Origin of the sequence: Kitasatospora sp. NBC_01539, assembly GCF_045040525.1 — a bacterium.
Lineage (GTDB): Bacteria > Actinomycetota > Actinomycetes > Streptomycetales > Streptomycetaceae > Kitasatospora.
In genome coordinates this window covers 2,535,135-2,556,068 of sequence record NZ_CP109390.1, presented here as the reverse complement: position 1 = coordinate 2,556,068, position 20,934 = coordinate 2,535,135, and the positions used below count along the sequence as shown (strand labels likewise).

21 protein-coding genes are annotated in these 20,934 nt (G+C 76.0%); 4 read left to right on the top strand and 17 right to left on the bottom strand.

The features are described from left to right. Positions 1-38 precede the first annotated feature (38 nt). Positions 39-473: a hypothetical protein gene (locus tag OG335_RS10995; RefSeq protein WP_405010892.1), complete on the bottom strand. Its 435-nt coding sequence runs from the start codon at positions 471-473 to the stop codon at positions 39-41. Between the two features lie 194 nt (positions 474-667). On the opposite strand from OG335_RS10995, the gene OG335_RS10990 reads away from it, so the two are divergent. Both OG335_RS10990 and OG335_RS10985 read left to right on the top strand, forming a co-directional pair. After that, positions 668-2,053 (top strand): glutamate decarboxylase, encoded by a 1,386-nt coding sequence (locus OG335_RS10990; RefSeq protein ID WP_405010891.1) that lies wholly within the window; start codon positions 668-670, stop codon positions 2,051-2,053. Between the two features lie 98 nt (positions 2,054-2,151). Then, positions 2,152-2,871 carry a pyridoxal 5'-phosphate synthase gene (locus OG335_RS10985; protein ID WP_405010890.1) on the top strand — a complete coding sequence of 240 codons (720 nt, stop codon included), beginning with the start codon at positions 2,152-2,154 and terminating at the stop codon, positions 2,869-2,871. Between the two features lie 51 nt (positions 2,872-2,922). On the opposite strand, the gene OG335_RS10980 is transcribed toward OG335_RS10985, so the two are convergent. The 3 genes from OG335_RS10980 to OG335_RS10970 form a co-directional block, all read right to left on the bottom strand. Further along, positions 2,923-4,929, bottom strand: a complete 2,007-nt coding sequence (locus OG335_RS10980; protein ID WP_405010889.1) for a fructose-specific PTS transporter subunit EIIC — start codon at positions 4,927-4,929, stop codon at positions 2,923-2,925. Between the two features lie 99 nt (positions 4,930-5,028). Then, on the bottom strand, positions 5,029-5,973 hold the full coding sequence (gene pfkB, locus OG335_RS10975) for a 1-phosphofructokinase (protein ID WP_405010888.1): 945 nt from the start codon (positions 5,971-5,973) through the stop codon (positions 5,029-5,031). Beyond that, entirely contained in the window at positions 5,970-6,731 is a 762-nt protein-coding gene (locus OG335_RS10970) for a DeoR/GlpR family DNA-binding transcription regulator (RefSeq protein ID WP_405010887.1), read from the bottom strand. Before OG335_RS10970 ends, pfkB begins: the two co-directional genes overlap by 4 nt. A 176-nt stretch (positions 6,732-6,907) precedes the next feature. On the opposite strand from OG335_RS10970, the gene OG335_RS10965 reads away from it, so the two are divergent. After that, entirely contained in the window at positions 6,908-7,186 is a 279-nt protein-coding gene (locus tag OG335_RS10965; RefSeq protein ID WP_405010886.1) for an HPr family phosphocarrier protein, read from the top strand. Between the two features lie 20 nt (positions 7,187-7,206). On the opposite strand, the gene OG335_RS10960 is transcribed toward OG335_RS10965, so the two are convergent. From OG335_RS10960 to OG335_RS10935, 6 genes are all read right to left on the bottom strand, one after another. Continuing rightward, the gene (locus OG335_RS10960) at positions 7,207-7,845 is read right to left on the bottom strand and encodes a hypothetical protein (protein ID WP_405010885.1); all 639 of its coding nucleotides are present in this window, start codon (positions 7,843-7,845) and stop codon (positions 7,207-7,209) included. An 82-nt stretch (positions 7,846-7,927) separates the two neighbouring features. Further along, positions 7,928-8,881 carry a pentapeptide repeat-containing protein gene (locus OG335_RS10955; RefSeq protein ID WP_405010884.1) on the bottom strand — a complete coding sequence of 318 codons (954 nt, stop codon included), beginning with the start codon at positions 8,879-8,881 and terminating at the stop codon, positions 7,928-7,930. A gap of 50 nt (positions 8,882-8,931) precedes the next feature. Then, a complete protein-coding gene (locus OG335_RS10950) occupies positions 8,932-9,105 on the bottom strand; it encodes a hypothetical protein (protein ID WP_405010883.1) in 174 nt (57 codons plus the stop codon). Between the two features lie 63 nt (positions 9,106-9,168). Continuing rightward, positions 9,169-9,699, bottom strand: coding sequence for a DUF4240 domain-containing protein (locus tag OG335_RS10945; protein ID WP_405010882.1), 531 nt, complete (start codon positions 9,697-9,699; stop codon positions 9,169-9,171). Between the two features lie 42 nt (positions 9,700-9,741). Continuing rightward, complete coding sequence (locus OG335_RS10940; RefSeq protein ID WP_405010881.1) at positions 9,742-10,158, bottom strand: HIT family protein; 417 nt, start codon at positions 10,156-10,158, stop codon at positions 9,742-9,744. Further along, complete coding sequence (locus OG335_RS10935; protein ID WP_405010880.1) at positions 10,155-10,940, bottom strand: sterol desaturase family protein; 786 nt, start codon at positions 10,938-10,940, stop codon at positions 10,155-10,157. Before OG335_RS10935 ends, OG335_RS10940 begins: the two co-directional genes overlap by 4 nt. A gap of 222 nt (positions 10,941-11,162) precedes the next feature. Between OG335_RS10935 and OG335_RS10930 the strand changes: the two genes are divergently transcribed. Continuing rightward, positions 11,163-12,422, top strand: a complete 1,260-nt coding sequence (locus OG335_RS10930; RefSeq protein ID WP_405010879.1) for an MFS transporter — start codon at positions 11,163-11,165, stop codon at positions 12,420-12,422. Positions 12,423-12,446: 24 nt separating this feature from the next. Here the strand turns inward: OG335_RS10930 and OG335_RS10925 are convergent, their stop codons facing one another. From OG335_RS10925 to OG335_RS10895, 7 genes are all read right to left on the bottom strand, one after another. Next, positions 12,447-13,325, bottom strand: a complete 879-nt coding sequence (locus OG335_RS10925; RefSeq protein WP_405010878.1) for a helix-turn-helix domain-containing protein — start codon at positions 13,323-13,325, stop codon at positions 12,447-12,449. 203 nt (positions 13,326-13,528) lie between these two features. Next, positions 13,529-14,371: a class I SAM-dependent methyltransferase gene (locus tag OG335_RS10920; protein WP_405010877.1), complete on the bottom strand. Its 843-nt coding sequence runs from the start codon at positions 14,369-14,371 to the stop codon at positions 13,529-13,531. Next, positions 14,368-15,837 carry a 4-hydroxyphenylacetate 3-hydroxylase family protein gene (locus OG335_RS10915; protein WP_405010876.1) on the bottom strand — a complete coding sequence of 490 codons (1,470 nt, stop codon included), beginning with the start codon at positions 15,835-15,837 and terminating at the stop codon, positions 14,368-14,370. Before OG335_RS10915 ends, OG335_RS10920 begins: the two co-directional genes overlap by 4 nt. Then, the gene (locus tag OG335_RS10910; protein ID WP_405010875.1) at positions 15,834-16,373 is read right to left on the bottom strand and encodes a flavin reductase family protein; all 540 of its coding nucleotides are present in this window, start codon (positions 16,371-16,373) and stop codon (positions 15,834-15,836) included. Before OG335_RS10910 ends, OG335_RS10915 begins: the two co-directional genes overlap by 4 nt. Beyond that, a complete protein-coding gene (asnB, locus tag OG335_RS10905; protein WP_405010874.1) occupies positions 16,370-18,199 on the bottom strand; it encodes an asparagine synthase (glutamine-hydrolyzing) in 1,830 nt (609 codons plus the stop codon). The genes OG335_RS10910 and asnB overlap by 4 nt, the downstream gene beginning before the upstream one ends. Beyond that, positions 18,199-18,987, bottom strand: coding sequence for a hypothetical protein (locus OG335_RS10900; protein ID WP_405010873.1), 789 nt, complete (start codon positions 18,985-18,987; stop codon positions 18,199-18,201). The genes asnB and OG335_RS10900 overlap by 1 nt, the downstream gene beginning before the upstream one ends. 331 nt (positions 18,988-19,318) lie before the next feature. Continuing rightward, a complete protein-coding gene (locus OG335_RS10895; RefSeq protein ID WP_405010872.1) occupies positions 19,319-20,233 on the bottom strand; it encodes a LuxR C-terminal-related transcriptional regulator in 915 nt (304 codons plus the stop codon). Positions 20,234-20,934: the final 701 nt, after the last annotated feature.

The window sequence follows — 20,934 nt, the reverse complement described above, 5'->3', positions numbered from 1 at the left end:
CCCGGTGGGTGCCGCGGCCGCCGCCGGGTGTCCGTCCGTCAGTCCTGGCGGTAGACCGCCAGCGCCCAGATCACGAAGACGTCCAGGGCCAGCACGACCAGGGCCCACAGCGGGTAGTACGGCAGCCAGAGGAAGTTGACGATGCCGCTCAGCGCCGCGACCGCGATGCCCGTGTACCGGGCCCAGGTCATGCCGCGCAGCACGCCGATGCCGACGACGGCGAGGACGACACCCAGGGCGATGTGGATCCATCCCCACGCCGTGACGTCCCAGCGGAAGACGTAGTTCGGGGTGGTGACGATCAGGTCGTCCTGGGCGACCGCGACGATGCCCTGGAAGAGGTCGATCACCCCGTTCACCATCATGATCACGCCGGCGAACAGCACCAGGCCGGTGACCCAGGGACTGTTCTCCCGGCTCGGTGGCATGGTGCCCGCGGACGACGGGCCGGAGGGGGAGGCAGCGGAGGTCATGGTGTTCTCCCGTTCGGAGACGTACGGATGCTCCCGACGGTCCGGCCGCGGGGCGGGTGCGGCAAGCGGGACTGGGCCGTCGGAGTGTCACCCGCCGGAGCGGGCCCGCACGGCCCCGCCGCCCGGTGTCGCGACCCGGCCCGGCGACGTAGTGTCCCGAGGGCAGGGGGCCCGACCGTCAGGAGAGGTGTCTCGTGGCTCTTCACGAAGCGCAGGACCGGGGTGAGTACGACGCGACGGTGGACCTGTACGCGTCGCCGATGAGCGAGCACGTGCTCTCGAAACGGCGCATGCCCGACGACCACTCGCCGCCCGCCGTGGTCTACGCGCTCCTCCACAACGAGCTGCTCCTCGACGGCAACGCCGCCCAGAACCTCGCGACGTTCTGCACCACCTGGTCGGAGGACGAGGTCCACCGGCTGATGAACGAGTGCCTCGACAAGAACATCATCGACAAGGACGAGTACCCGCAGACCGCGGAGATCGAGTCGCGGTGCGTCAACATCCTCTCCGACCTGTGGAACGCCCCGCCCGGCAGCGGCGGCGCGGTCGGCTGCTCGACGACCGGGTCGAGCGAGGCCGCGATGCTCGGCGGCCTGGCGATGAAGTGGCGGTGGCGCAAGCGCCGGCAGGCCGCCGGACTGCCGGCCGACCGCCCCAACCTGGTCTGCGGCCCGGTGCAGATCTGCTGGGACAAGTTCGCCCGGTACTTCGACGTCGAGCTCCGCCAGGTGCCCGTCGAGGACGGCGCCACGGGGCTGCGCCCGCACCAGCTGCGCGAGTACGTCGACGAGAACACGATCGGCGTCGTCGCGATCCTCGGGATCACCTACACCTGCGACTACGAGCCCGTCGCGGAGATCGCCGCCGAACTCGACCGGCTGCAGGCCGAGACCGGCCTCGACGTGCCGCTGCACGTGGACGGCGCGAGCGGGGCCTTCGTCGCGCCCTTCCTGCACCCCGGCGTCGTGTGGGACTTCCAGCTGCCGCGCGTCGTGTCGATCAACGCGAGCGGCCACAAGTTCGGCCTGGCGCCGCTCGGCGTCGGCTGGGCGGTCTGGCGCGACCAGGACGCCCTGCCCGACGACCTCGTCTTCCACGTCGACTACCTCGGCGGCGACATGCCGACCTTCGCGCTGAACTTCTCCCGCCCCGGCGGAGAGATCGTCGCCCAGTACTACAACTTCCTGCGGCTCGGCCGCGGCGGCTACCGCCGCGTCCACCAGGCGTGCGCCGACACCGCGCAGTACCTCGGGCGGGAGATCGCCGCCATGGGCCCGTTCACCCTGCTCTACGACGGCGACGGCGGCCTGCCCGCGGTCGCCTACACCCTCACCGACCCCGCCGGCTCCCCGTGGTCGCTCTACGACCTCTCCGACCAGCTGCGGATGCGGGGCTGGCAGGTGCCCTCGTACCCGCTGCCGCCCGGCCGGCAGGACACCGTGATCCAGCGCGTGATGGTGCGGCACGGCATCGGCCGCGACGCCATCGCGCTGCTCGCCGACGACATGCGGCGCTCCATCGCGACGCTGACCGGCGGCGGCCCGGCCGACTCCGACCGGTCCTCCTTCCACCACTGACGGCGCCCCGGCCCGCCACGCCCGGGGCCGGGGTGCGCACCGCCTTCCGCCACTGAGTACGGTGGAAGGCGGGGACGAGGCGGCAGGAGGCGGCGGACGTGTCCGAGCACCGGACGAGCGACCACAGGACGGACGTCCACCGGCTGAGCCCGGTGGGGGAGCTGCTGCGCGACAGGCCACCGATGGTCAGGGTGCTGCCCGTCTTCGAGGCCGACGGCGCACCCGCGGAGCCCGGACCGCTCTTCGTCGACTGGCTGGTCAACGCCCTGGAGGCGGGCGTCCTCGACCCGCACGTCATGACGCTCTCCACGGTCGACGCCGACGGCGTGCCGGACGCCCGGGTGCTGGTGCTGCGCGACGTGGACGCGGCCGGGGGCGGCTGGGTGTTCGCCGCCGAGGCCGACAGTCCGAAGGGCCGCCAGCTGGCGCTCAGCCCGATGGCCGCGCTGAGCGTCTACTGGCCGCTGCTCGGGCGGCAGGTCCGGGTGCGCGGGGCGGTCGAACCGGCCCTGCCCGCCGTCTCCGCCGACGAGTTCCGGCAGCGCTCCCCGGGCGCCCGCATCGCCGCCCTGGTGGGGCGGCAGAGCGAGCCGCTCGGCTCCCTCGCCGCGTACGACCTGGCCGCCGACGAGGCGCAGCTGCTGCTCGACACCGACCCGGGGCTCGTCGCCACCGGGCACACCCTCTACACGCTGCGCGCCCACGAGGTGGAGTTCTGGCAGGGCGACGCCGCCCGCCGGCACGTCCGGCTGCGCTACACCCGCACCGGCCTCGGCACGGGGCGGGTCGCCTGGACGAGCACCCTGCTCTGGCCCTGACGGCAGGCCCGGCCGGCCGGGCGGCGTCCGGCCGGGCCAGGGGCGCGGCCGTCAGACGGCCGTGCCCGTCAGCAGCGTCCCGGCAGGGTCGGCCGCGTCCGCCGGGACGGACGGTCGGCCCAGGCCCTTCAGCAGGAGCACCAGCCCCGCCGTGACCACCGTGCCCGCCCCGACGGCCAGCAGGTACAGCGCGGGGCTGCCGATCAGCGGCAGCACCCAGATGCCGCCGTGCGGCGCCCGCAGGGTCGAGCCGAACGACATCGTCAGCCCGCCCGCCACCATGCTGCCCGCCATCGCCGACGGGATGACCCGCAGCGGATCCGCCGCGGCGAACGGGATCGCGCCCTCGGTGATGAACGACGCCCCCAGCACCCACGCCGCCTTGCCGTTCTCCCGCTCCTCGCGGGTGAACAGCCGGCCCCGTACGGCCGTCGCCAGCGCCAGCCCCAGCGGCGGCGTCATCCCGGCCGCCATCACCGCCGCCATCACCGTGAGGCTGCCCGCGTCCGGTGCGGAGCCCGCCGTGGTCAGCGCGCCCGCGGCGAAGGTGTACGCCACCTTGTTGAGCGGCCCGCCCAGGTCGAACGCCATCATCGCGCCCAGCAGCAGGCCCAGCAGGACCGCGTTCGTACCGGACAGGCCGTCGAGCCAGTCGGTCAGGGCGTTCATCGCGCTCGCGATCGGCGAGCCCAGCACCACGAACATCAGGAGGCCGACCACCGCCACCGACAGCAGCGGGATCACCACCACCGGCATGATCCCCGCGACCGACCGCGGCACCCTCCAGCCCGCCATCCAGCGCACCAGCAGGCCCGCGATCAGACCCGACACGATGCCGCCGAGGAAACCCGCCCCGACCGTCACCGAGATCGCGCCGCCCACCACGCCCGCCGCCAGCGCGGCCCGGTCCGCGATCGCGTAGGCGATGTAGCCGGACAGCACCGGCACCAGGAACCCGAACGCCGCCGCCCCCGCCTGGAAGAACAGCGCCGCCCAGCTCTGCTGCGACGTCCAGTCGAAGTGCCCGACCACCGACGGCGCCGACGAGATCTCGTACCCGCCGATCGCGAAGCCCAGGGCGATCAGCAGGCCGCCCGCCGCGACGAACGGGATCATGTAGCTGACGCCCGTCATCAGCCAGCCGCGCAGCCGCCTCGCCCAGTGCTCAGGACGGGCGGCGGGCGCCGGCGCGGCAGCGGCCCCCGGCCGGGCCGGGCCCGCGGCGGCGAGCGCCAGGGCCTCGGCGACCAGCCCGTCCGCCCGGTTCACCCCCGCCTTCACCCCGGCGTCCACGACGGGCTTCCCGGCGAACCGCGCGCGGTCGCGGACCTCCACGTCGTGCGCCAGGATCACCGCGTCCGCCGCCGCGATCACGGCCGGGTCGAGCGGCGTCGAACCGGCCGACCCCTGTGTCTCCACCCGGATCTCCGCCCCCGCCCGGGCCGCCGCCAGCTCCAGGGCCCGCGCGGCCATGTAGGTGTGCGCGATGCCGGTCGGGCAGGACGTCACGGCGACCAGCCGTGGGCCCGCCCCGGGCGCCGTGGACGCGGGGGACGCGTCGGGCACGGTGGCCGCCCCGGGCGCGGCGGCGGGGGCCGGCCCCGCCTCGCCGCCGTCGACGAGCGCGGCGACCACGCTCGGATCGGTCGCCGCGCGCAGCGCCCCGGTGAACGCCGGGTCCATCAGCCGCCGGGCGAGCGCGGCCAGGATCCGCAGATGGGCGTCGTCCGCACCGTCCGGCGCGGCGATCACGAGGACGAGGTCGGCCGGGCGGCCGTCCGGCGCGTCGAAGTCCAGGCCGCGGGAGCTGCGGCCGAGGGCCAGGCTGGGCCGGGTGACGTGCGCCGACCGGCAGTGCGGCACGGCGATGCCGTCGCCGAGCCCGGTCGGAGCCTGCGCCTCGCGGGCCGCCACGTCCGCGAGGAAGCCGTCGAGGTCGGTCACCCGGCCCTCGGCGACCAGCCGCTGGCCCAGGGCCCGCAGCGCCTCCGCCTTGTCGGCGGGGGCGAGGTGGAGATCCACGAGCGCGGGGGTGATCAGACTGCCGTTGTCGCTCATCGTGCGGTCCTTGCCTGTGGTGCGGGTGGTGCGTGGCGGTCCCCCCTGCCTTCTGCCCCTTCCGTCCCCTCCGTCACCCGCCCCCGGCTCGCCGTGGTGTCACCGGCCCAGCGGGAGCTCCCACGGGATGTCGGCGGTCACCGTGACGGTGTCCGGCTCCAGGTCGGCCGGGATCGGCATCACGCTGCCCGGCAGCCGCACGGCGGCCGCGCCGTGCGCGAGCGCCGAGGCCAGCGCCTTCGGCCCGGCACCGCCCGCACCCAGGAAGCCCGCGAGCGAGGCGTCCCCGGCGCCGACGTCGCTGCGCACCCGGTCCACCGGGGCGGTGCCGTACCAGCTGCCCTCCTCGGCCACCAGCAGCATGCCGTCCGGGCCGAGGCTGGCGAGCACCTGGCGCGCACCGAGGCGGCGCAGCTCCTGCGCGGCGTCGTACGCGCCGCCGACCGTCGTGACCGGGCGCCCGGCGGCCTCGGCGAGTTCCGCGCGGTTCGGCTTGACGACGTCCGGACCGGCGCGGAGCGAGGCCGCCAGCGCCGGGCCCGCGGCATCGACCGCGATCCGGGCGCCGCCGGCGTGCGCCTCCGCCACCAGGTCGGCGTACCAGCCGGGGGCGAGGCCGCGCGGCAGGCTGCCGCAGCAGGCCAGCCAGTCGACGCCGGACCCGCCGGCCTGCCGTCGGACGGCCGCCAGCAGGGCGGCCGACTCGTCCTCGGTGAGCCGCGGGCCGGGCGCGTTGACCTTGGTGAGCGGGCCGTCGCGCTCGACGATCGTCACGTTGATCCGGGTGTCGCCGCCGACCTGCACGGCCGTCACGTCGATGCCCTGCCGGCGCAGCAGGTCGCCGAGCAGCCGGCCGGGGTCGCCGCCGAGCGGCAGCACGGCCGCGGCGCGGAGCCCGGCCGCGGTCAGCGCCCGGGCCACGTTGACCCCCTTGCCGCCCGGGTCGAGCCGGTCGGCGGCCGCCCGGTTGACCTCGCCGACGACGAGCCCGGGCAGTTCGTAGGTGCGGTCGAGGCTGGGGTTGGGGGTGACGGTGACGATCATGCGCGGATCACTTCCGGTCCGAGGGCCTGGATCTCCGCGGCCTGCCCGTCGGTCAGGCCGGTGTCGGTCACCAGGACGTCGACCTCCGGCAGGCCGCCGAACCGGGCGAAGTGCCGGGCCCCGTACTTGGACGAGTCGGCGAGCAGCAGCACCCGGCGCGCGCCGGTCAGCATGGCCCGCTTCACCGCGGCCTCGGCGAGGTCCGGGGTGGAGAGCCCGCCCTCCGGGGAGAAGCCGTTGGCGGCGATCACGGCGAGGTCCGCGTGGACGTCGGCGAGGTCGCGCAGGGCCCAGCCGTCCACGGCGGCGTGCGTGCGGTGCCGCAGGCGGCCGCCGACCAGGTGCAGGGTCAGCGCGGGGTGGTCGGCCAGCCGGGCGGCGACGGGCAGGGCGTTGGTGACGACGGTCAGGGTGCTGTCCGCGGGGAGCAGGGCGGCGAGCCGGGAGACGGTGGTGCCGGCGTCCAGCAGCAGGCTGCCCTCCGCGGGCAGCAGGGCGAGCGCGGCGCGGGCGATCCGCTCCTTCTCGCCGGCGGCGGTGGAGTCGCGTTCGGCGAGGCCGGGCTCCAGGTGCAGCGCTCCGGCGGGCAGTGCGCCGCCGTGCACCCGCCGCAGCAGCCCGGCCCGGTCGAGGGCGGCGAGGTCGCGGCGGACGGTCTCCTGCGTGACCTGGAACTCCTCGGCGAGCGAGGGCACGTCCACCCGCCCGCGGGTCCGGGCGAGCTGCAGGATCTGCTGCTGGCGCTCGGGAGCGTACATGTGGGATCGGGTCCGTTTCGTGTCTGTTCACGCCTGGTTCGGTCGACGATACGCCGTCGGCCCGGGAAGGCAAAGGTCCGTTTTGGTGTGATTCATGCCCGAATGTGTTGACCGAGCGGACAAATCGGACGTATAACCAGAGGAACCCACATTCGCGTCGCCCGGCGGAGGAACCCATGTCCGAGCTCCAGGTCACCGTCGGCGTCCCGAACGGCCTCTGCGCCCGGCCCGCCTCGCGGTTCGTCCGCGCCGCCGGCCGCCACACGGTGCCGGTCGGCGTCGGCCGCCCCGACCGGGCCGCCGTCGACGCCCGCAGCCTCCTCGGCGTGCTCACCCTCGGCGCCGGCCACGGCGACACCCTCGTCCTCACCGCCGACGGCGACGGCCTCGCCGCCCGCGAGGCCCTGGACGAGCTCGGCGCACTCCTCGCCGACGGCCGCGACGCCGCCCGCTGACGGGCGGCCCGCCCCGGTCATCAGGCGCTCCTGCGGGACGGACGGGCGGTGGGCGGCAGCGCGCCGACGGCGGCGGCCGGGTGCCCCGGACCGAAGGCGCACCACCAGAGCGCCGCACCGTCGCGCTGCACCGCGTGCAGGCCCAGACGGTGGTCGGGGCAGAGCGGCCAGACGGCGCGGTCGCGCTCCATCACGCTCTCCTGCACGTGCCCGGCCACGGCGGTGACGGCCGCGGACAGCAGGTCTCCGGCCTCCGCGGGGAGGTCGCCGCCGTGCAGCCAGCCGTCCGTGAGGACGACCCCGGCGGACTCCGGGTACCAGTCCTCCTGCACGACCAGGTGCGGCTCGTCGGCGAACCCGCCCGCGCGCAGGTCGCGGGCGACGACGGCCAGCGCGCCGCGGAGCATCGCGAGGCGCTCCGGGGCGAGCGCGAAACCGGGGGCGAACGCGGCCTCGTCCAGCAGCCTCCGGGCGAGCGCGGGGAATTCCGCGGGCGGGACGTCGCCGGGGCGCCGCTCGACGGCCTCGGTGACCGCCGGGCCGTCGTGGCCGAGGTCGAGGAGCTCGCAGGCCAGGGCGGCCACGTCGGCGGGGTCGGGCCGACCGGTGCGCAGTGCGAGGTGCACGCGGGCGCAGAGCCGGTCGACGGGGTGGTCCATGATCCGCATCATGCCGGTGCGGCGGGCCGGGACGCACCCGGTTTCCCCGCCGCGCCCTGCGCCGGGTGGTCGGCGGTCGCGATCAGCGGGCGGCGGTCCAGTGGGCCGGGCGGTCGAGGGCGGCGGGGATCCTCGTCGCGGTGTCGCCGCGTGCCGCGTTCAGCTGGGCCTGGGTGAGGAAGACCGCGCCGGTCAGGTCGGCACCCCGCAGGTCCGCGTCGCGCAGGTCGGCCCCGATCAGGTCGGCGTTCCGCAGGTCGGCGCGGCCGAGGTCGGCGGCGATCAGCAGGGCACCGCGCAGGTTCGCCCCGCGGAGGTCGGCGCCCCGCAGCCGGGCCCCGGCCAGGTCGGCCCCGCGGTGGTTGCGGGTCCGGCCCGGGACGCCCGCGCGGACGAGCTCGCCCACCCGCACCAGCAGGGTGTTGACCTCCTGGCGGACGGCCGCGGTGTCGAGCGCGGCGAGCTCCTCGGCGGTGCCGAGGGAGAGGCGCTCCGTCCGCTCGTACGCGCGGTGCAGCGCGCCGTGCACCGGCCCGGCGGCGGGCAGCGACAGGCCCTCGGCCAGGTAGCGGAGCAGTTCCTGCAACTGCCGGACGACCGGGAAGACGGCGAACATCTGCCGGGCCTCGTCGGGGTGCCGGCGCCAGTCGCGGCCGCCGAAGGTGATCTGCGAGACCTTCTGGCCGGCGCCGAAGCACTCGAAGACGGTGCAGCCGCGGTAGCCCTCGTCGCGCAGGCGGGTGTGGATGCCGCACCGGAAGTCGCCCTGCAGGTTGGTGCAGGGCCGGCCGGCGCTCTTGTCCACCGCGAAGTCGGACGAGGCGGCGAAGGGCAGGGCGACGCAGCACAGCCCGAAGCAGCTCGTGCAGTCGGAGCGCAGCCCGGGGCCGTCCGGGGCGGGCACCGGGCCGGTGACGGGCGCCGGGGCAGGGACGGTGCCGGGTACGGGGGCGTCGGGCCGGCTGGTCACCGTGCGTCGTCTCCTCGGGCGGGTCGGGGGCCCGGGCGGCAGGGGCGCCGGCCGGAGCACCACCATTGTCCCCGATCGGGCGGCACCGGTGCGCCGGGCCCGCGGCCCCGGGCAGGTCACTCCCCGTCGAGGAGGACCTGCACCTGCTTGAGCTTGCCGGTGGTGCTGACGACGGCCGTGACGGGCTGGCCGCCGGACGCCCCGGCCTTCCGCGCGGCCTGGACGAACCTCTCCAGTTCGTCGAAGGTCAGGTTCTTCGCGGCGCCGCTGAACTTCATGAGACCTGTCATACCGTCATTGTGCGAAGGCGCGGGCCCGCGTCCCGGGATTCCGGGCGGTGTCCACCGGACGGCTCAGCGCTCCCCGTCGTACAGGGCGGCCAGGCGCGGCAGGCGCCGGGCGGTCTCCTCGGCGTCGTCGAAGTCCCACGTGAAGACGGGCTCCGGATACGTGATGGTGTAGCAGTCGCCGGACATCTGCTCGCCGGTGGCGGCGAGGTGCGCGTCCCAGGCGATGCCGAGGGCGTCCTCGCATTCGAGGTCGTCGCCGTCCTCGGCGGCCGCGCGCACGGCCGGCAGGCCGGCCAGCGAGTCCGGCGCGGCGACGGCGCGTTCGAAGGCGGCGCGCCCCTGCGTGACGAGCCAGCCGCGGAAGTAGTCGAAGCCGTCGTCGGAGCATCCGCCGTTGATCAGGTAGGCGGCGCCCCAGAGGTCGCCGCGGTAGGAGTCCGCCATCAGGTCCCAGAAGATCTGCTGGGCGGCGATGACGTCCTGCCGCGGCCGCCCCGCCAGGAGTGCGGTGGCGCGCCGGACGACCGCCTCGGCGTCGTCGGGGGCCGGCCGGCGGGCTTCCTCGATCACGTCCCAGAACTGCTGCGTGTCCATGAGCCGGAGCATGCCGCACGGCACCGACATCGGCCCGCTGCCTCAGCCCTCGGCGAGGGCGTCGCGGATCCGGGCCGCCGTCGCGGCGGCGTGCGCCTCGTCCTCGTAGCGGCTGCGCGGCCAGAAGAAGCCCCGCAGGCCGTCCTTGGGGTTGCGCGGCACCACGTGCACGTGGAGGTGCGGGACGGACTGGCTGACGCGGTTGTTGGCGGCGACGAAGCTGCCCGCCGCCTCCGTGCCGCGCTCGACGGCGGCGGCGAGCCGCTGCACCCGGGCGAAGTACGGCCCTACCTCCTCCGGCCGCAGGTCGGTCAGGGTCGGCACATGGCGCCGCGGCACCACCAGCACGTGCCCGGGGAAGAGCGGCCGGTGGTCGAGGAACGCGACCGCCACCCCGTCCTCGAACACCCGGTGGGCATCCGCGTCGCCCGCCGCGACCGTGCAGAAGAGACAGCTCACCCGGCCGATTGAAGTGCATCGGGCACGCCCGCGGCGGCAGGGTGGTCGGCGTGTCGCATCCGGTCGTACGCCGGGTCGACGGTGCCGAAGAGGCGGTCCCAGACGGTGGTGTAGAAGCCCAGGTTGACGGACGGGTCGAGGTGGTGGCCGACGTGGAACATCGGCAGCGCCACCCAGCGGAACACGCCCAGCCGCCGCGCCCGGGCCGGCAGCGGCTCCACCCCGAGGTGGCCGAGCAGGCCGAAGACGAGGTTGACGAGCACGTAGCCGCCGAGCGCGGCGGCCGAGACCTCCCGCACGAGCAGCACGGCCAGCCACGCGCCGCCGAAGCCGAGCACCTCCAGCGGGTGCAGGACGAACAGCGTCGCCGGGCGCGGTTCGACCTGGCGGTGGTGCGTCGCGTGGGCGAGCCGGTAGAGCCGGCGCCGGTGGGCGACCCGGTGGCCGGAGTACATCAGGGCGTCCATCACGAGGGTGAGGAGCAGCAGGTCGAGGACGGCGCGGAGCCCGAGCGCGCCCGAGAGGCGGATCCACCCGGCCTTCCACAGGGCCCACCCGGCCACCCCGACACCGCTGTTGAGCAGCACCGCGACGGCCACGAGCACCGCCTCGCCCACCGTCACCGGCCCCGGCGGCGGCGCCACCCTGCGGTCGCCGAACCGCCGCACCAGCAGCCCGCCCCCGAGCACCGTGGTCACCAGCAGCCCCACGTTGAACAGCAGTGCCCCGCCCACGACTTCGCCGGCGCCCAGGCGCCCGGCCCACCCCAGTAGGTCGTCCATCGCCCAAGCGTCCCACGGAGCCTGTGAGCCGGGGTCACAGGATGATCGCCTGCCTGGTCGGCCGCCCGGCCGGGCCGGAGGATGGCCGGGCCGGACGGCCCTGGCCGCCCCCTGCCCGGAGCCGCTCCTGCGGGCCGTCCGCCGCGTGCGCGCCGTGCACGGCCGGCCGCCGAGGGCTCGTGCGGGAGGGCTCCGGGCCCGAGACGGAAGGGTGTGACGGGTGTGAGCAGCATCAGCGGGACGAGCAGTGTGGCCGAGGGGGGACCGGAGCCCGCGGTGCCCCCGCCCGCCGCCGGGGAGGCCCCGCCGAAGTTCGAACGGTTCAGGTACGCAGGTGTGTTCGCCCTGCTCTTCCTGTTCGGCACGGAGACGTTCCTGGTGTCGCCGCTGCTGCCGACGATCGCGGACTCGATCCGGGTGAGCGAGGCCGCGGCGGCGTCCAGCGTGACGGCGTACGTGCTGGTGTACGCCGTCTTCGCGCCGTTCCTCGGCCTGCTCAGCGACCGCTTCGGCCGCCGCCGCACGCTCCTCGCGGGCACCCTCCTCTTCGTGGTGTCGAACGCGGCGGCCGCCCTCTCCACCGGGCTGACCCTGCTCGTGGTCTCGCGCGCGGTCGCCGGCCTGGCGGCCGCGGCGGCCGGCCCGGCGATCTGGGCGCACATCGCGGAGACCGCACCGGACGCCGTCCGCGGACGGGCGCTCGGCCTGGGCATGGCGCTGTTCTCCTGCGGCCAGGTCGTCGGCGTGCCGCTCGGCGGCCTGCTCGCCGGGCTCGCCGGCTGGCGGTCGGCGTTCTGGGCGCTGGCGGTCGGCACCGCACTGGCCGTGCCGCTGCTCCTCCGGCAGATCGGTACGACGGCGGTGGCCGCCCCCGCGGTCGGGGCGGCCCGGGCGGTGCTCGCCGGCTGGGCGGACCCCGCACTGCGCCGGGCCCTGCTCGTCAACACGGCCTTCCACGCGGCCAACCTCGGCGCCTACACCTTCCTCGGCGCGGTGCTGGTGCAGCGCTTCGACCTCTCGGTGGAGGCGCTCGGCCTGGTCGGGGTGCTGGTCGGCGCGGGCAGCGTGGCCGGCTCGCTGCTGGGCGGCCGGCTCGGCGACCGGGCCCGCGCCGCCGGGCGCTCCGACCTCGCGCTGCTGCCGCTGTGGGGCGTGCTCCTCGCCGTGGGCATCGCCCTCGCGGCGACCGGCCCCGGCCTGGTCCTGACGCTCGCGGGCGTGGTCGTCTGGTTCGTCGCCTCCGGCGGGTTCGTGACGGACCAGCAGACGCTGGCCGGCACGGTCGCCCCCGAGCTGCGGGCCACCTCCAGCGCCTGGCTGACCTCGACGATGTACGCGGGCACGGGAGTCGGCGCCTGGGCGGTGGGCGCGTTCGCGGACGTCGCGCACGGCACGCTGCTGACCGGTGTCGCCCTGGCGCTGGTCGCCGCGGCCGCCGGACCCCTCGTGGCCCGGGGCGTGCGGAAGCCCGCGGCCAGCTGAGGCCGCGCCGGGACCGCGGGGCCGTCAGCCGGCCCGGCGGTCCCGGCCCGGGGCCTCGGCGACGGTGCGCAGCGGGTGCTCGACCAGGTCGGTCATCCGCTCGCGCCCGGTGGCGTCCGCGGGCGTGAACAGCAGGACGAGCGCGGACGGGTCGTCCACCGGATGGAACGACGACAGCGTCAGCCGTACCGGCCCGATGCCCGCGGGCTCGACGGTCACCGTGCGGGCCGTCAGCTCCGCCACCGAGTGGCAGCCCCACCAGTGGCGGAGCTCCGGCGCGTCCGCGTCCAGGTGGCGGTAGACCTCGCCGGTGCGGGGGTGGGCGAGGGCCGGGCCGGCCTGCGCGCGGAAGTGCTGGAAGACGTTCATCGCGAGCGGCTCCCAGTCGTGCAGCACGCTGCGCAGCCGCCCGTCCGCGGCCATCAGCCACATGAGGTTGCGCCGGTCGGCGGGCACGGCCTCGGGCCGGCCCCACAGGGCGGCCCAGGCGGCGTTCCACGCGAGCAGGTCGAAGTGCCGGTCGAGGAGCACGGCGGGGCTGGCCGGCCAGGAGTCGAGGACGGGCCGCACGGCCTCGGCGAGCCGGCCGGCGCCGTGCCCGCCGTCCGGGGCGGCGGGCTCGTGGTAGCCGGCCAGCCGCATCGCGTGGCGCAGCCCGGCGGCGTCGAGCCGCAGCGCCCGGGCGACAGCCTCCAGCACCTGCCGGGAGGCGGTGACCCGGCCCTGTTCCAGCCAGGTGTACCAGGCCAGCCCGACTCCCGAGAGCGAGGCGACCTCCTCGCGCCGCAGCCCCGGGGTGCGGCGCCGGGACGTGGCGGTGAGACCGACGTCGGCCGGCTGGAGCAGCTCGCGGTGGGCGCGCAGGAACGCGCCGAGTTCCTGACTGGCTGCGGGAGTTGACACGGTGCGGCTCCTCGGCCGGAAGGCGGTGCGGCGCCGTCGCGGCGGCGCTCGCTTCCAGGGTAGGCGGTGCCCGCCGCGTCCATGGTGCTTCGGACGCGGCGGGCGGGTCGGATCGGTGTGGGGTCGGGCGGTGCAGGACGGTTGGTGCGAGCGGGCCGTGCGTGGCGACACTGGTCGTGCGTGCCGTGCAGGGCGGCCGCGGGTCAGTGTGCCGTCAACTGCCAGAGGTGGACCGGCATGTGGCTGACCCAGCCGCGCTCCTGCTGCCGGCGCCAGGCCGTCTCGCCGATCGCGCGGAAGAAGTCGGTCCGGCGGTCCGGCGGGACGAGGCCGGCGTAGTAGTCGCCGAACGTCGCGGCGTGGAAGTGCGCGTACTGCTCGGCGCCCTCCACGGTGACCACGGCGTCGCGCTCCAGCCGGTCGGCGACGGCGAGATGGGGGCTCAGGGTCTCCGCGAGGTCGTCGGGCGTGCGGGTGCGGGTCGCGATCGGCAGCACGTCGCCCCGCCGGAACACCCCCGGCACGAAGGAGGGTTCGACGCCGACGGCCGCCAGCGCCTCGCGCACCAGCTCGTCCTCGCCGCCGAACCCGTCGGCGTCCCGGGCCGGGTGGTAGGTGGTGAGCAGGAACTGCCCGCCCGGGGCGAGGTGCTGCGCCACCCAGGCGAACAGCCGCTCCTCGTGGGGGTAGAGCCAGTGCAGCACGGAGGTCGAGGTGATGACGTCGGCGCGGTACGGCAGCGGTTCGGGCGCGGTCAGGTCGGCCTGGTGCAGGGACACCCGGTCGCCGTACGGGCGGAGGCGTTCGGCGGCCTCGGCGATCCGGTGCTCGGAGCGCTCCAGGCCGACGGCGTGCTCCAGCGAGGGGAAGCGCTCCAGCGCGGCCTGCAGCAACTGGCCGATGCCCGAGCCGAGATCGACGAGGGTGCGCGGATCCCCGGTGAGCCGGTCGAGGACCCAGTCGCGGTCCTGCACCTGGCGGAGCCTGCTGGCGTCGGCGTACCCGGCGAGCGTGCGGGCCTGGATCTCGACGGCGGACGCGGTCACGGCTGGACCTCCTGGGGGTCGATGAGCTGCTGCAGCCTCGTGCGGGCGGCGCTCTGGTCGTAGCGGTGGTAGAGGTTGATGCGGTTACGGGCGAGGTCGCCGCGGTGCACGTACTCGTAGAGGTCCTGGCGCTGCCCGAAGGAGTCGCCGGTGAGCTCCCACGCGAGCCGGAACAGGCGGGACTTGCGTTCCGCCTCGATGCCGCGGCCGCGCATGTAGCGGTCGATGTGCGGGCGGAGCCGCGGGTTGGCGAGGTCGCCCTCGGTGGGCTGCATCAGCAGACCGGACGCGCCGATCCGCCGGACGATCTCGACGGCGCTGCCCGCCACCTCGGCCGACCAGACCCGGGAGGCGGCCGTGTCGCCGGGCGCGAACAGCCCGCCGTCGGTGACCCTGCCGCGGGCCTCGGCGGCGTCGAGGAAGTACTCGGTGAGCTCGGCGTACCCGGCGAGCCGGCCCAGGTCCTCCTGGATGTTGCGGAAGCCGCCCACCCCGATCGACTCGGCGACGAGGGTGGCGGTGGCGAGCAGCGTCCGCAGCCGCTCGCGGTACCGGATGTGGCCGACGTACGCGCTCCAGGCGTTGATCCGGCCCAGGCCCTCGCGGGCCAGGTCGGCGTCGCGCAGCAGGAAGACGCGGTCCCAGGGCACCAGCACGTCGTCGAAGAACAGCATGGCGTCCTGCTCGTCGTACTTCGCGCCGAGCGGGTGGGCGTGGCCCCAGGGGGCGCTGCCGAGCGGTTCGCGGGCGAGGGTGACCAGGCCCGGCGTGTCGAGGGGCAGCGCGAACCACACCACGAACTGCTCGCCGCGGCGCTGCGCGAACGACGCCGACAGGTAGACCAGCACCTCGTGCGCGAGCGGCGCCAGGGTGGTCAGCTGCTTGGCGCCGCGCACCACGATGCCGCGCTCGTTCTCCTCCAGCACCCGCAGGGCGAGGTCGGGTTCGTCGACCGGGTCGGCGGAGCGGTCGATCTGCGGGTCGCCGAGGGCGTGCGAGAGCACCAGGTCGTTGGTGGCGCAGTGGCGGTACCACGCTTCGGCGTTGGCGCCGAAGCGGGGGTCCGCGGAGGCCAGCCGGTGCCGGAAGTCGTACACGCCGACGGCGATCGAGGCCATGAACGCGGGGGAGCGGCCCTGCTGGCCGAGCGCCTCGGCGTGCCACAGCTCGGCGCTGCGCCGCTGCACCTGCAGGTCCTCCAGGGTGCGCGGCGGTTGGTAGGCGCGGGCGAGCCGCTGCCCGGTCTCCGGGTCCTTCCAGGTGAGCAGGTCCCGGTGCTCCGGGTCGTGCTGCAGGTCGATCAGCCGGGCGAGTTCGTCGGCGGCGGGCTTGAAGGCCGGGTGCTCGGCGGGGTTGCCGACGCGCTTGCCGTCGAGGTAGAGCTCGCGGCCGTCGTCGAGTTCGGCCCGGTACCGGTCGCCGGTGAGCAGGCCCCGCGTGGTGGCGGGGGTGTCGAGCAGGGTCATGCGCCAACTCCATGGTCTCGGGGGGCCAGTGCGCGGTAGTGGCCGTCGTGGTAGAGCAGCGGTTCGCCGGGGCGGGTGTCGGCGGCGGTGACCCGGCCGACCACGATCGCGTGGTCGCCGCCGGACAGCACGCCGTGCAGCCGGCAGTCGAACCAGGCGAGCGCCTCGTCGAGGACGGGGGCGCCGGTGGCGAGGGCGCCCATCGGCACCGCGGTGAACGTGCCGAGGGCCCGGCCGGCGCCCGGCGTCGCGAACCGGCGGGCGACGCCCGCCTGGCGGGACGTCAGCACGGAGACGGCGAACCGGCCGCTGTCGCGGACCGCCGCCACCAGCGGGCTGTGCCGCACCACGGCCACGCTCACGAGCAGCGGGTCGAGGGAGAGCGTGCAGAAGGAGGAGACGGTCTTCGCGAACACCTCGTCCTGCGCGCGGGTGGTGACCACGGCGACCCCGGTGCTCCACCGGCGCGCCGCGGCCCGGAAGGCCGCCTCCAGGACGCCGGCCGCGGTCGCGGTGCCGGCGGGTGCGGCGCTCACCGCAGCCCCACCTTGTAGGCGCGCAGCCAGTCGTCGACCTGCACGAGGTGGTCGAGCCCGCCGACCGGGTTCGGTGCGGTGCGGGGGCTCGGCAGCGGGCGGCCCTCGGCGAGGTGCTGCCGTACGACGGCCCGGTCGACCAGGTCGAACACCGGCGCGTGCGGGTCGGCGAGCAGGTCGTGCGCCCGTGCGGTGAGCACCTCGGTGTAGCGCAGGGCGGGGGTCGAGGGGTACCCGCTCTTGGGCCGGTCGGCGACCTGCGGCGGCAGCAGGTCGCGGACGGCGTCGCGCAGCAGACCCTTGCTGCGGCCGCCGGGCGCCTTGAACTCCCAGGGGACGTTCCACAGGTACTCCACCAGCCGGTGGTCGCAGAACGGCACCCGCACCTCCAGCCCCACCGACATCGACACCCGGTCGACCCGGTCGAGCAGCGGCGGCAGCCAGCGGGTCAGCGCCAGGTGGAACACCTCGCGCACCCGTGCGGCGCGGCCCGTCTCGCCGTCGAGCCGGGGCACGGCGGCGAGCTCGCTGCGGTACGCGTCCGCGGTGTACTCCTCCGGCCGCACGCGGGCCCGCACGTCCTCACGCAGCAGCGCCGCGGGGGTGGTGCGGCCGTGCAGCCACGGGAAGGTGCCGGAGGCGAGGGCGGCGGCGTCGTGGAAGTACGGGTAGCCGCCGAAGATCTCGTCCGCGGCCTCGCCGGAGAGCGCCACCGTCGAGCGCCGCCGCACCTCGCGGAAGAGCAGGTGCAGCGAGGCGTCCATCTCGCCCCAGCCGGGCCGGTCGCGGGCCCGCAGCACGGCGTCGCGGGCGTCGAGCAGGTCGTCGTCGGGGACGAGGACCGAGGTGTGCAGGGTGCCGATGTGCTCGGCGGCGGCCTGCACGTAGGGCGCGTCGAGGCTGGTGCGCCAGGCGTCGGGGGTGCGGTCGGCGCTGCCGGGGAAGTCCACCGAGAAGCTGGTGATCTTGCCGTGGCCGGCCCGCTCGCGGGCGGCGGCGGCCAGCGCGGTGACCGCGCTGGAGTCGACGCCGCCGGAGAGCAGGGTGCACAGCGGCACGTCGCTGACCAGCTGGCGGTCGACGGCGTCGGCGAGCAGCTCGCGGACCCGCGCCCGGGTGGCCTCCTCGCTGTCCTCGTGCGGCCTGGACTCCAGGGCCCAGTAGCGGACCTCGCGGGTGGCGTGCCGGGTGACGGACACCAGGTGGCCGGGCCGGACCTCGTGCAGGCCGCGGAAGAGGCCGTGGCCGGCGGACGGCGCGGCGGGCAGGGCGAAGAGCTCGGCGACGCCCTCCGCGTCGAGCTCCGCGGGGAGCAGCGGGTTGGCGAGGACGGCCTTCGGCTCGGAGCCGAACAGCACCCCGCTGCGGTGCGCGTGCCAGTACAGCGGCTTGATGCCGAGGTGGTCGCGGACGAGCAGCAGCTCCTCGGCACGGGTGTCCCAGAGGGCGTACGCGAAGATGCCGTTGAAGCGGCGCGGCGCGTCGCGGCCCCACTGGAGGTGGGCGCGGAGCACCACCTCGGTGTCGGAGCGGGTGCGGAACACGTGCCCGAGCGACTCGAGTTCGCGCCGCAGCTCGGTGTGGTTGTAGAGCTCGCCGTTGTAGCTGAGGACGGCGCCTGCACGGTCGGCGTCGGCCTGCGGCTGGATGCCGCCGTCGAGGTCGATGACGGACAGCCGGCGGTGGCCGAGGGCGGCGTGCCGGGAGAGCCAGACGCCGTCGGCGTCCGGGCCGCGGCAGGCCAGCGTGGCGGTCATCTCACGGAGCAGGCGCTCCTGGTGGCGCAGGTCGGTGTCCCAGTCGAGCCAGCCGGTGACTCCGCACATCAGGGCTCCCGGGGGTGGTCGGTGGTGGTGGCGGGTGCGGTCGGTGCGGTGGCCTCCCACCGGCAGCCGTGGCCGGTCGGGCCGCTGCGCAGCCGGTGCGCGGGCCGGTGGCCCTTGGCGCGGATGTTGGCCGAGAGCGCCTCGGTGCAGTACGTGCACGGGGAGGCGAGGGTGATCCGGACGCCGCTGCGGCGGGCCTTCTCGCGGTAGTCCCAGATCGCGCAGTGGGTGATGGTGAGCGCGGCGTGCTCCGCGGACGGCGGCGCATCGTCGTCGAACTCGTAGTCGGAGCCGTAGAGTTCGGCCTGGCGGGCGATCCGGCGGATCGGGTCGGCGGCGCCGCCGCCGTGGTCGGGTTCGACGTCGCGGTGCACCTCGGCGTTGGACGCCGCCCAGGCGGGCAGCACCTCCTCGCCGTAGCGGGCGACGAGGAAGCGCTCCATCAGCGCCTGGCCGCGGAAGAACACCCGCTGCCAGGCGGCCGACGGCGCGGTCGGCTCGGGCAGGTCGGCGAAGATCTCCGACTGCAGGGCGAACCAGTCGGTCAGGTGGAGCTCGTCGCCACGGGTCACGAGGTAGCGGGTGAGGCCGGCCTCGGCCTCGTGGAGGCGGCGGCGCCAGAGTGCGGAGCGCTCGCCGTCCGGCATCGAGCGGTACGGCGAACGGGGCTGCTCCTGGACGCCGTCGCGGGGTGCGGCGGCGGCGAGGACGGCCGTCCCCGCGGGTGCGGGTGCGGGGCCGGCCTGGTCGCCGGAGTGTGCGACGGGGCCGTCGGACGCATCGCCCATCGGGTTCTCCCTTCGGCTGCGCGGGCCCGGGTACGGGGCGCGGTGGTGGCTCGTCTCGGTCGGGCGGTGGGGACTTCGGCCGGCCCGGTGCAGGGCCGCTCCGACGTTCGCCCACGCTACGGAGCAGGGGCGAGCCCCCAGAAGCTCCGAACGGAGCCGCCCGGGGCGACGATCGGCGCCCCCGTCTACGCCGAAGGTCGCCCCTCCCTCCCGCCTGCGCCCGGCTGGCTACCCGCCCGCCTGCCCGTCCGTCCGCGGTCGTGCGGACATGCCGGAGGGCGGGCCCCGGGGCAGCCGGGGCCCGCCCTCCGGACGGGCGGGGTCGCGCCGGTCAGCCCGCCAGGCCGTGCCGGTTCGCGTAGAGGGCGGCGCGCAGCCGGTCCGACTGCCCGGTCTTGCGCATCGCCTGGGTGAGGTGCTTCTTCACCGTGGCCTCCGCCAGGGAGAGTTCACGCCCGATCTCGGCGTTGCTCAGGCCGAGCGCGAGCTTCGCCAGCACGTCGCGCTCGCGCGCGGTGAGGCCGACCTGCTGCGGCGGCGGCTCGGCCGCGTGCCCGGGGTGGCCCGCGGTGTGGCTGCGGGCCGGGGGCGGTGCCGGCAGGAACACCGACGCGCCCGCCGCGGCGAGCTGGACGGCGCCGATGATCCGCTCCTCGGCGAGGTCGAGCGGGAAGCAGCCGCTGGCGCCGGCCAGCAGGATGCGGCTCGCCTCGGCCGTCGACTCGGCCCGGCGCAGCAGCAGCACCCGGGCGTCGGGTGCGGCGTCGGGTCCGCGCAGGGCGACCACGGCGGCGAGGTCGTCGCCGAGGCTCGCGCCGCGTCCGAGCAGCACCACGTGCGGCCGCACCCGCCGTACGGCGGGCACCGCGCGCAGCGCGTCGGTGGCGGAGCCCACCACGGTGAGCCCCGGCACGGTGGTCAGGACGGAGCGCAGCCCGGCGCTCGCCACCGGGTGGCGCTCCACCAGGAACACCCGGACGGTGGTGCGGTGGCTGTCGCCCGCGCACATCGGGTGGCCGCAGGTGCAGTCGGCGACCACGGCGAGGGGCGGCCCGGCCGGCGTGGGCTCGGCGAGCAGGTGGTGGCCGGCGAGGAGGTCGAGCGGGTTGTCGATCTCGGCGTGCAGTGCCTCCACCGGGGCGGGGGATCCCGCGGCGGCGCCGAGGGGGTTGCGCGGGTTGCGCCGGAGCGGGTGGCGGCAGTTGCGCGGGCCGGCGGATGCGGCGGTCTGGGTCAGTGCTCCCATCGCGGACCCCCCGGTGCGGAGGGCGTGTCGGTGTGGTGCGGCATCGCGGTGCGGTCCCCTCGGAGATGGCGGGCCGGGCCGGTCGGACGGCGCGGCGGCAGAGGCCCTGCGGCGTTCGGCCCCGTTGGCGGGGGCACGGACGGGCGGGCGGAGTACCGGAGTTGAGGAGGTCGCTGACCCGGCGGTGGAGAGGGCCGGACGGTCAGCGCACAGCGAGCGGTCGACACAGCTCGTCGAAGCACCTGCGGTGCCAGGAGCCGCCGATCCCGACCAGGGTGAAGTCGGTCCGCCGATAAGCCATATGAGCAGGTTAGTTCCGGTCGTCGGAGCAGGTCAAGGACAGCACCGGGCCGACGGCACCCCGGACGCACACGCCCGGTCCCGCGGATCCCGGGACCGGCGGGCCCGCCCACTCCTATGACCAGGACTATCAGCATGAATGCCTGACTGGCTGTCCGGCGCCGACCTGCGCACCCTTCCTCAGGTGACGGTTTCCGTCCACCGCGTCCGCAGCCCGGACCGCCCGGGCGTCGGACCCGGTCCGGCCCGCCGCAACCGGCCGCCCGGGCAGCGGCCCGTCCGCCGCCGCCACGCTCCGTCACCGTCCTGCCGTCCTGCCGTCCGCCGAACCACGCCACCCTCCCCGCCCCCGCCGAACCGCGCAACCGTCACCCTCCAGCGCCGGGGCGCACCGGGGCACC

What these genes read in the sequence shown, in the direction of transcription:
- OG335_RS10995 (WP_405010892.1), bottom strand. Translation starts at nt 473, where the DNA reads ATGACCTCCGCTGCCTCCCCCTCCGGCCCGTCGTCCGCGGGCACCATG.
- OG335_RS10980 (WP_405010889.1), bottom strand. Translation starts at nt 4,929, where the DNA reads ATGAGCGACAACGGCAGTCTGATCACCCCCGCGCTCGTGGATCTCCAC.
- pfkB (WP_405010888.1), bottom strand. Translation starts at nt 5,973, where the DNA reads ATGATCGTCACCGTCACCCCCAACCCCAGCCTCGACCGCACCTACGAA.
- OG335_RS10970 (WP_405010887.1), bottom strand. Translation starts at nt 6,731, where the DNA reads ATGTACGCTCCCGAGCGCCAGCAGCAGATCCTGCAGCTCGCCCGGACC.
- OG335_RS10965 (WP_405010886.1), top strand. Translation starts at nt 6,908, where the DNA reads ATGTCCGAGCTCCAGGTCACCGTCGGCGTCCCGAACGGCCTCTGCGCC.
- OG335_RS10960 (WP_405010885.1), bottom strand. Translation starts at nt 7,845, where the DNA reads ATGGACCACCCCGTCGACCGGCTCTGCGCCCGCGTGCACCTCGCACTG.
- OG335_RS10955 (WP_405010884.1), bottom strand. Translation starts at nt 8,881, where the DNA reads ATGGTGGTGCTCCGGCCGGCGCCCCTGCCGCCCGGGCCCCCGACCCGC.
- OG335_RS10950 (WP_405010883.1), bottom strand. Translation starts at nt 9,105, where the DNA reads ATGACAGGTCTCATGAAGTTCAGCGGCGCCGCGAAGAACCTGACCTTC.
- OG335_RS10945 (WP_405010882.1), bottom strand. Translation starts at nt 9,699, where the DNA reads ATGGACACGCAGCAGTTCTGGGACGTGATCGAGGAAGCCCGCCGGCCG.
- OG335_RS10935 (WP_405010880.1), bottom strand. Translation starts at nt 10,940, where the DNA reads ATGGACGACCTACTGGGGTGGGCCGGGCGCCTGGGCGCCGGCGAAGTC.
- OG335_RS10915 (WP_405010876.1), bottom strand. Translation starts at nt 15,837, where the DNA reads ATGACCCTGCTCGACACCCCCGCCACCACGCGGGGCCTGCTCACCGGC.
- asnB (WP_405010874.1), bottom strand. Translation starts at nt 18,199, where the DNA reads ATGTGCGGAGTCACCGGCTGGCTCGACTGGGACACCGACCTGCGCCAC.
- OG335_RS10900 (WP_405010873.1), bottom strand. Translation starts at nt 18,987, where the DNA reads ATGGGCGATGCGTCCGACGGCCCCGTCGCACACTCCGGCGACCAGGCC.
- OG335_RS10895 (WP_405010872.1), bottom strand. Translation starts at nt 20,233, where the DNA reads ATGGGAGCACTGACCCAGACCGCCGCATCCGCCGGCCCGCGCAACTGC.